General features: G+C 61.4%; 9 protein-coding genes. 2 read left to right on the top strand and 7 right to left on the bottom strand.

All coding sequences use genetic code 11. From position 1 onward, the window contains the following. On the bottom strand, window positions 1-408 hold a 408-nt coding region (locus EOA60_RS11140; protein ID WP_128311359.1), incomplete at its 3' end, for a DUF2189 domain-containing protein. A gap of 168 nt (window positions 409-576) precedes the next feature. Between EOA60_RS11140 and EOA60_RS11135 the strand changes: the two genes are divergently transcribed. Both EOA60_RS11135 and EOA60_RS39680 read left to right on the top strand, forming a co-directional pair. Continuing rightward, window positions 577-1,083 (top strand): CAP domain-containing protein, encoded by a 507-nt coding sequence (locus EOA60_RS11135; protein ID WP_095824874.1) that lies wholly within the window; start codon window positions 577-579, stop codon window positions 1,081-1,083. 121 nt (window positions 1,084-1,204) lie between these two features. Next, window positions 1,205-1,333, top strand: a complete 129-nt coding sequence (locus tag EOA60_RS39680) for a hypothetical protein (RefSeq protein ID WP_278120304.1) — start codon at window positions 1,205-1,207, stop codon at window positions 1,331-1,333. 230 nt (window positions 1,334-1,563) lie between these two features. Here the strand turns inward: EOA60_RS39680 and EOA60_RS11130 are convergent, their stop codons facing one another. The 6 genes from EOA60_RS11130 to EOA60_RS11110 form a co-directional block, all read right to left on the bottom strand. Beyond that, entirely contained in the window at window positions 1,564-2,217 is a 654-nt protein-coding gene (locus EOA60_RS11130; protein ID WP_127334840.1) for a hypothetical protein, read from the bottom strand. 34 nt (window positions 2,218-2,251) lie between these two features. Continuing rightward, the gene (locus EOA60_RS39855) at window positions 2,252-2,431 is read right to left on the bottom strand and encodes a hypothetical protein (RefSeq protein WP_348632708.1); all 180 of its coding nucleotides are present in this window, start codon (window positions 2,429-2,431) and stop codon (window positions 2,252-2,254) included. Beyond that, window positions 2,425-3,432, bottom strand: coding sequence for a hypothetical protein (locus tag EOA60_RS11125; RefSeq protein WP_348632707.1), 1,008 nt, complete (start codon window positions 3,430-3,432; stop codon window positions 2,425-2,427). Before EOA60_RS11125 ends, EOA60_RS39855 begins: the two co-directional genes overlap by 7 nt. Before the next feature lie 79 nt (window positions 3,433-3,511). Next, window positions 3,512-4,234: a TfuA-like protein gene (locus EOA60_RS11120; RefSeq protein WP_095824834.1), complete on the bottom strand. Its 723-nt coding sequence runs from the start codon at window positions 4,232-4,234 to the stop codon at window positions 3,512-3,514. A 5-nt stretch (window positions 4,235-4,239) separates the two neighbouring features. Beyond that, window positions 4,240-5,394, bottom strand: coding sequence for a YcaO-like family protein (locus EOA60_RS11115; RefSeq protein WP_095824835.1), 1,155 nt, complete (start codon window positions 5,392-5,394; stop codon window positions 4,240-4,242). 23 nt (window positions 5,395-5,417) lie between these two features. Further along, on the bottom strand, window positions 5,418-7,848 hold a 2,431-nt coding region (locus EOA60_RS11110; RefSeq protein WP_128311357.1), incomplete at its 5' end, for an AAA family ATPase.

The following is a 7,848-nucleotide window of genomic DNA, read 5'->3' as shown; positions in this document are numbered from 1 at the left end:
GAACAGCCACAGAAGGAACAGCGCGAAAAGCAGGACGCCGATCGCGGCGATCGAGGGCAGCGCCGGCGAACGGCGCACGTCGAGCGCATTGTGCCAGCGGCTGCTCATGCCGAGCTCGCGCCGGCGGCTGATCTCGTAGAGGCCGATCGCCGCAAAGGGGCCGATCAGCGCGAAGCCCGACATCAGCGGATAGACGAGCTGGATTGCACTCGAGCCGGAGGTCCACCGCGTCAGGATCAGGCCGACGACCGGATAGATCAGGCACAGGAACACGTAGTGCGAGGGCTTGGCCCAGAAATCCTCGGCGCCGAGCCTTAGCGCGTCCCATAGATCCGACGTGGTGATGTGGCGCACCGTGGGCTGCACATGCAGCCCTTGCGCGTCCGCCATGACATGAAAACCAGCCATAACCGTCCTCCGTATCGCTCGGGGGGCGGTCACCGCCTGGGTGGCCCGCCCGTGGCTGCCACTTCTAGAACGCCGGGATGATAACCGATCTCCCGGAGGATGTCGCCGCATAACGCGATTTTCATCGGCTGCCCGGCAAAAGCCACGATCGCCGGTATCAGAGGCCGGATGACCAGCCTGACCACCGATTCCCCCAATCTCGACAGACGCACATTGCTCAAGACCGTCGGCCTTGCGGCGCTTGCCGGCATTGCCGCCTGCACAAGCGTCCCGCTGCCGACCGGCGAAGGCGCCGGCGTGTCGTCTTCCGCCACAGGAACGTTGAGCACAATCCGCACATCGGCCGGACTGCCGGCGCTCATCCCGGACACGCAGCTCGAACAGGCGGCGCTGCAGCAGGCCGGCTACATGGCGTCGCGCGCCCGTATGAGCCACACCACGGGCTGGGGCAAGGATTTCGCCTCGCGCATGAAGGGCAACGGCGTGCGTGGCGCCGCGGGCGAAAACATCGCCGAGGGACGTTTCGACCTGCAAAAGCTGTTCGACATCTGGATGCATTCGGACGGCCACCGGCGCAACATGCTCGACCCGGACTTCAGCCGCTTCGGGTTGGCTTACGTGCGCGACGGCCGCGATCCCAGCCTGCGCTACTGGGCACTGGTGCTGGGCCGTTAAACTCAAGAGCGGCCTCTAGCGAGCGGCTCCGCCACTAGCATATGACCGACTAAGCTCGCCTTTTGACCCGCTCCTGCCTGTCCGGTTTCGGGTGGTAGCATTCGGAAAGCGGACACACTCGTTGACTGGTGCGACCGCTAAAATGCCGTTTGCCGGACACGGCGAGGATGCCGAGGGCCTCTGGTATATCGATGTGATGAATCGTTTCGCGCTCGTGTCGACAGGATTCAATGATCTCGGCCGGCGGTGACAACGACAAGCATTGCGTTGCGCTCTATGCGCCCGACGCCCGCTCTCTAGAACGACGACAGCCCCGAGACGAAGACACGGAAGGCCGGTACCCAACCTGCGGATGAGAGTCTGATCAACCGTCGTCTCTAGTTCCGCTCCCAGCCCTGTGCAGCTTCAGCCCAACTGCATGGCAAACCTGCCAAGCAGGCGAGCCTTCTTGCCTTCAACCTTGACAGGGAACATGAGAGACTAGTCGTTTAGCTTTCCGCCACGGTGTCCCATCGTCATCTTGGATGCGTACATCGTCGGTGAACGCTTGCCTGGAAGGTTCGCCTCGAGGACGATCTGCTCGACGAACCCCTGGTTCATTTCGAATTCGACGCATTGGTTGAGTTTGTCCACGATCCAGACCGCGTAGCCCTCTAGCTGCTTCTTGTCATATCCGGAGTCATCGTCGGGAATCTTTGGTTCCGGAGCTGCTGGAATCAGCATGATCTTGGGTTTTGGCAAATCATACGTGTGCCCTTCATATGCGTAACCGAATATCACCCCGGAGGTGAATTCCGTCTTGGGCACCGATGGCTTAACGTCGATTGCGCCGATCATGACCATGTAGTTGGCTATTATCGAATTGACAAAAACGTATGAACTATTGGTTGCATTGATATCAAATATATCTTTCAGAACTGTCATTGTGTCATCGCTTGCAGGGGGATCAATTCCGATTCTAGCGCCAACAAGGGCAAATTGATTATTTAAGATTGCAGTATTTATCTCTGCTATATCATTTCTTGTTTTCAATCGCGGCAAGCCAGGTATTCCATACAAGCGTACTTGCGTGGCATTGAATGCACTGTGGGGATCACGCGTAGTGTAGGTTGGTCTGTGATAATCGTCGCTCATTTTACTCCCTCCTTTTTTGTTGCAGTCGATCAGTTCATAGAATCTCCCGCCATCTGAAGTTTTCTCCAAACTTTTCCGCAAGCGCGGGTGCCACCCGGTCGCTGACATCGACCAGCGTGGCAGCGGCATTCTCAAAGGTCAGGTCATCTGCATCGAGGCGCGGCCATGCCTGAGCAAGTGCGAGGGCGACTTCGTCCCTTGCTCTGATCAGCATGCTTTTGAACATGAAGGGCCGAGCGCGAAAGGCGCGGGACGTGAAATCCGAGATGCGCTGCATATCGGACTGGTCGACATCCTTGATATCATCCCCAGCAGCCGCTCGTCGGCCAACCCCTCGTGCACCAATGCCGCGTGGTAGACGTCGACGATCGTGTCGAACACAGCTCCCGTGAACGGGCGTGACCTGTCGTGGATTTCGGCCGTCACCTCCGACATGCGGCGTGCATTGCTGGCGAGGCGGATCTGCCGATCGCCAGTCAGTTCGGCAATCCGGCTCAATTCATTGAGAACAAGCAGGTTGCCATCGCAGTGCCGCAGCAGACGGTCCATGCCGCTGTCGAAATTCAGGAAGGACAAGAGGGAGACCAGATCCGAGTTGGCTTCGTGGAACGGTCCGAAATCGCCTTGAGTCAGGCCGCCTGCTGGTGTCCCGAACAGCGAAAACAAGATCGCGTGGCCGACCTCATGTGCGATCACATCGAAGTTGAGCGCATAGGGGTACCTGCCTCCGTCGATGCCGCGCTCTCGGCCGAGTTCCAGATAGCCATAGCCCGATTGCGCATTTTCCCAGTCAACGAAGGGGATGATTTCGAGCCGCTCGTACGTCTCGGCAAAATACCAGACAATCGGTTTGCCGAGGTAGCTTTCCCAGATGTCCAGCACGCGGCTGACCGAGGCGAAAGCGTGCGCAGAAAGGAACTGGCGCGAGGTCAGGGAAAGCTGATCGAAATGGCCGTCAAAGCCAGCCTCGGCAGGCGGAAAGATTTCGCCGACAAACGGTGGCAGATAAGGGTAGTCGTAAGGCTCCTTGTCGAGGAGCGGATCGCGAACGTAGATGCGGTGATCTTCCGGGCCGGAGCGGATCAGATCGGGTGGAGTAGAAATCCATACTGTTTCGGGTGTTCCGTAACCCGAAAGGTGAGGGACCTGCGGGTAGACCAGGAACCGCGTTCCCAGCAACGGATCTTGCGCAACGGCACGATCGACCGCGTCCAATTGCTTGGCCCCCTCTGACACTACCACGCTATCACGGCCCTTACGTTGCGTAAATTGTCGGCCGCCAAGAGGTCAGGGCCTATAGCGCCAGCCCCGCATCATGCATATCCTTGGAGAAGGCCGAGGTTAGCTGTAATTTCGGCATCGGGTGTGCTTTTTCAAATGCTTGCTCCCGCAAAACTTCAAGTGCCCGCAGGGCATCTTGCTTCTTTTGCTGGACGAAAACCGCGCTTAGCTCCCTGCACAATTTCTCGACGTCGTACTTGCCGTCGTGCGCATCCCGGACCATCCGTGCCAGGGTGCGCTGGCGAAAGTTAACGGCCTGTGCCGCACCCTCGAGCCTCGCCCGCTGTTCGGGTGAAATCACGCCGCGCCGGAAAGCAGCGCGAAGGGTCCGGCGCAGATCAATCAGCGCATGCGTCAATTGAGCGAAATTCACCTCGGCCGGTCCATGCAATACTGCTACTGCGTCGTCGGGTGCAAAGGCGAAGCGGCGATACCATCTGTAGATTAGCCCGACGCCTTGCATATGGGGGAACAGCTCGGCTGCTCGAAGGGCACCCATGCTTGCCGCGCCGAAGACATGAATGCCGCGGCTGAGGGCCCACAGGATTTCCTTGTGCCGAACCGCCGGCTCGGCCTGAAAACCGCCGTCTATGACAAGGATCGCACTCGGGTCGAAATGCTGCACGGCCGAAACGATCGAGCCTTGCACGGCCGGGGGAAGGCATACCGCATCGACGACCTTCAACGCGTCGGCATGGGACACGGTAGGGCCGGTGAAGACGAGTTTCGGGCGCATAATCTCTACCCCTGCAAAAGCGGCTGCAAGGCAGGGATGACGATCCTGACAACCGACAGGGCGTCGAGCGGTCGCGTTCCCACCCGGATTAGGTGAACCGCCTCGAACCCTCTTTCTTCGAGAATTGCCAAGAGGACCGAGAGCCCGTCCGATGCCGTGTTGAACTTCTGCTCGGCGAGAGCGCGGAAATCCACGCTGCGCGGGCCATCGCGGAGGAGCCGGCGATGCGCTGCGATCATCTGCCGATCCGGGTATTTCGGATAGAACGCGCGCGTCAGGTCATCGCGCGCGCCCGAGATCGCCGCCAGACGGGCCTGGGCCGCTTCGTAGATGGCGTGTGCCGCCGCGCCGGCGAGACTGAAACCGGCAGCCGAGCCATCAGCCGGATGATCCAAAAGGACCGTTTCCGTCGGTTCGTCTTCCAGCAGATGGCACCACACCACCGGGATGCCCAACGGCGACAAAGCTTGCCAAAGGCCGACCAGCACGTTCTTGGCCGCCAAAGTTTCCAGGAGATCGCGGAGCGACGGATCGTCGATCGTCTCGGGATCGATGCGTTGACGATGGAAAAACCCGTGGGTCCGGTATGCCGTGGCGATCGCGTCGCGTTCGATGCATTCAAGCATGCCATGAACGATGGCATCCGTCTCCTCGAAGCCTGCGGCCAAACCGCTCGTCGATGCCGCGAAAATGCCGTCGTGGGGCAGTGACGGCAACACATAGGCGGTGTGCGCGAGCTCGAACGGGACCAGGTCGCGTCTGCCGGTAAGAAGATTGTCTGCGGCTACCCACGTCGTTTCCCTGCCGCGCCATCCGGGCGCGGTGCCTCCCTGGAGATGCCTTTCGAAACGATCCGGCGGAATGCGCAATTGATCGGCGCAGCCGACGACTGTGTCGAAATTCGCCACCTGCTCTGCAAAGAAGCTCTCGGCCGATTCCAGCATGGCCGATATCGCGGCTTGCGCCAAGGTGGCGCCCTTGCCTTGCGCGACCGCGTTGGAGAGCGAGAAAGGTCTTGTCACCTGCACGACCGGGATGCCGAGTTGGTCGAGCCCGGTAATGTCGGCGATCCGCGTGATGCCCAGGCCTTCGCGCATCTTCATCAGCCTCGCCAGCGCCTCGTCGGGCGGCGGACCCAGGCGTTTATATCGCTCCAGCATCGCGGATGCTCTTGCAGGGCCGGCTAGTGCCGAACGGCCGATTCGGGATTGACGATCAGCGCGGCGCCCGGCTCGAGAGCGGATTTCGCACGTTCGACCCGATCGCGATAGCGCGACAACAGTTCAGGTGCCAGGCCTGATGATTGAAGGGTCTGGTATGTACTGACGAGGAAAGGCACGGCGCTTTGCTCCGCGGCTATGGCGATGCTCTTTTCGAGGGCAGCGATTACGTCCGCCTCCGCATCGCCCTGGAGAAGAAGTAGCTCCGCCTTTCGCCTATAGAGTTCTGCCAGCCAGAAGCGGCTGCCGCCGGCCTCGGCCTGCGCCACAGCCGAGCCCAGCAGAGCGAGCGCCTCATCAACCTCGGCAGTTCGTGTCAAAAGCTCTGCCAGCATGCCGCAATAGACCGGCTCGTCCTCAGGCGTCTGGAACTCGCCATGCAGGCCAAGGCCTTGCCGCATTTTTTCCCTGCCGCTCTCGACCTTGCCGGCGTTGCCGTCGCACCAGCCTTCGAAGATTTGCGCTGCGGCGGCGAGCGCGGGCATATTGTGGTGCTCCGTCAAGTGGCGCAGATCCGCTATCACGCTTCGCAGCATCGAAAAATCGCGACGATAGCAATGCAGCATCGCCTCGTTGAGGTAGGCATGCGCGATGCTGCCGGCATGTCCGGTTTGCTGCGCCCAGCTCTTAGCTTCCGACATCGAATGGATCGAGCTCGCCGGCTTTCCGACGAACCACATCGACAAGGCGCGGTGGGCGAGCCCGCAGACCCTCGCGTCATGCCCGCCGAACAACGCAGCATTGGCTTTGCCCTGGCCGTGCTCATAGAGCGACAGTCCGGCGTCGACGGCCGCGATGCAGCGGTAGTGGCGGCCAAGATTGAAGTCGATTGCCCACACGCAATGCCTGGCCTGGAGTTGCACTTCGGCATCCTTGACATCCCTGAGATCGCTGAGCACGACTTCCGCGCGCTCACCGTCCATGACAGTATCTGTGAACCACCAGCCCCAGTAGATCGGGAACCACTTGGCCCGCTCGGCCACCGGCCGCCGCCGGGCGATCACCACGCCGTCCTCGTACAATTTGCGGGCGGGCGCTGAGTTCGGACCTTCGACAGCGGTCAGGATGGGACCGAGCACGATCATTGCCGATAGCCGCAGCGCGTCTCGCGTGTCGGCTGCCGCAACGCGCTCGCAGAGCGCCAATGCATGCTCGAGTATCTGCCTCGCTTCCGCCATTGCCGAGCGGGACGAGCTTTCCGTGCCTGCGATCACGAACTGAGCGATCGCGTCCTCCACAAGGCCTGCGCGCTCGGCGTGCTCGGCGACCTCGGCGGTGCCCAGCCACCCGGCCAGGTTTCGGTTGCGGCTCACCGCGGTAAACAGGCGGCGATGCAAGGCCTGCCGTCTCTTGCGCAGTGTTGCGTTGTAGATCGTCTCCTGGATAAGCGCATGGCGCACGCCATAGACCGGAACGCCGGAAGGCCGCACGCGGATCAGGAACCCGGCCTCACTCAGCGAGTCCAGCGCGTTTGCGATGATTTCGTCGTCGAGCTCCGGCACCAGCGCGCGCAGCAATTCCTGATTGAAACGATTGCCCGCGACGGCCGCGGCTCGCGCGACTTCGCGTGCCGGCCCCAGCGTTTCGAGCCTGGCCTCGATTACGCTTTCGAACACCGAGGCATGACTGCGCGTCGCGGTCTGCGCCAGCCGATCTGTTGCCGAGGCCGCGTTCTCGGTCATCCACTGGCAGATTTCCTCGATGAACAGCGGGACGCCTCCGGTCACGCGTTCCACCACGTCGAGCAATTCCGGGGAAGTTGACGGCTTGCCTTGCGGCCACATCGCCGCGATCGCCAGCCGCGTTTGCTCGCGGTTGAGCGGCTTTAGCGAGATTTGCCTAGGATTCGATGCTGCCAGCCAGCTCCCGGATTCAAGGCGCGTGGTCGCGATGACAAGCGCCGGGAAGTGACGGGTCGACTGTGCAAGCTCAGCCAACAATTGTCTCGACGTCAGGTCGATCCAATGGATGTCCTCGACCACCAGGAGGATCGGCCCGCTGGCGCACAAGGCTTCGAGCGAGTGGCGAACCGCCCAATTGGCTTTCGCGCGCATCGCCTCGGCGTCGATCTCCTTGAGCATCGGATCGGCTCCCGCAGCGCCGAGCAGGAACGAGAAGATGTCGATGATTTCGGGATCGCGGACGTCATGATGGCGAAATGCCTCCGCCACGGCGGCAGCGCTCAGCTGTCCTTCGTTGCCGGCGAGATCGCCGCGTACGTTCTGTAGCAGCGGATGCAGCGCCGAGTGCAAGCCGCCGGGCGTGCACTGGAAGAACAGCAGTTTCGCGCGCTGGTGACGCGTGCGCCGGCGCACTTCGTGAAGAATGCGCGACTTGCCGATTCCGGCCTCGCCCTCGATCACCACCACGCCGCCGTTTCCCGCAACGGCGCTG

This window comes from Mesorhizobium sp. M1A.F.Ca.IN.020.06.1.1 (assembly GCF_004023265.1).
Lineage (GTDB): Bacteria > Pseudomonadota > Alphaproteobacteria > Rhizobiales > Rhizobiaceae > Mesorhizobium.
Note: the sequence above shows the minus strand (reverse complement) of the source record. Positions and strands in the feature narration are given on the sequence as shown.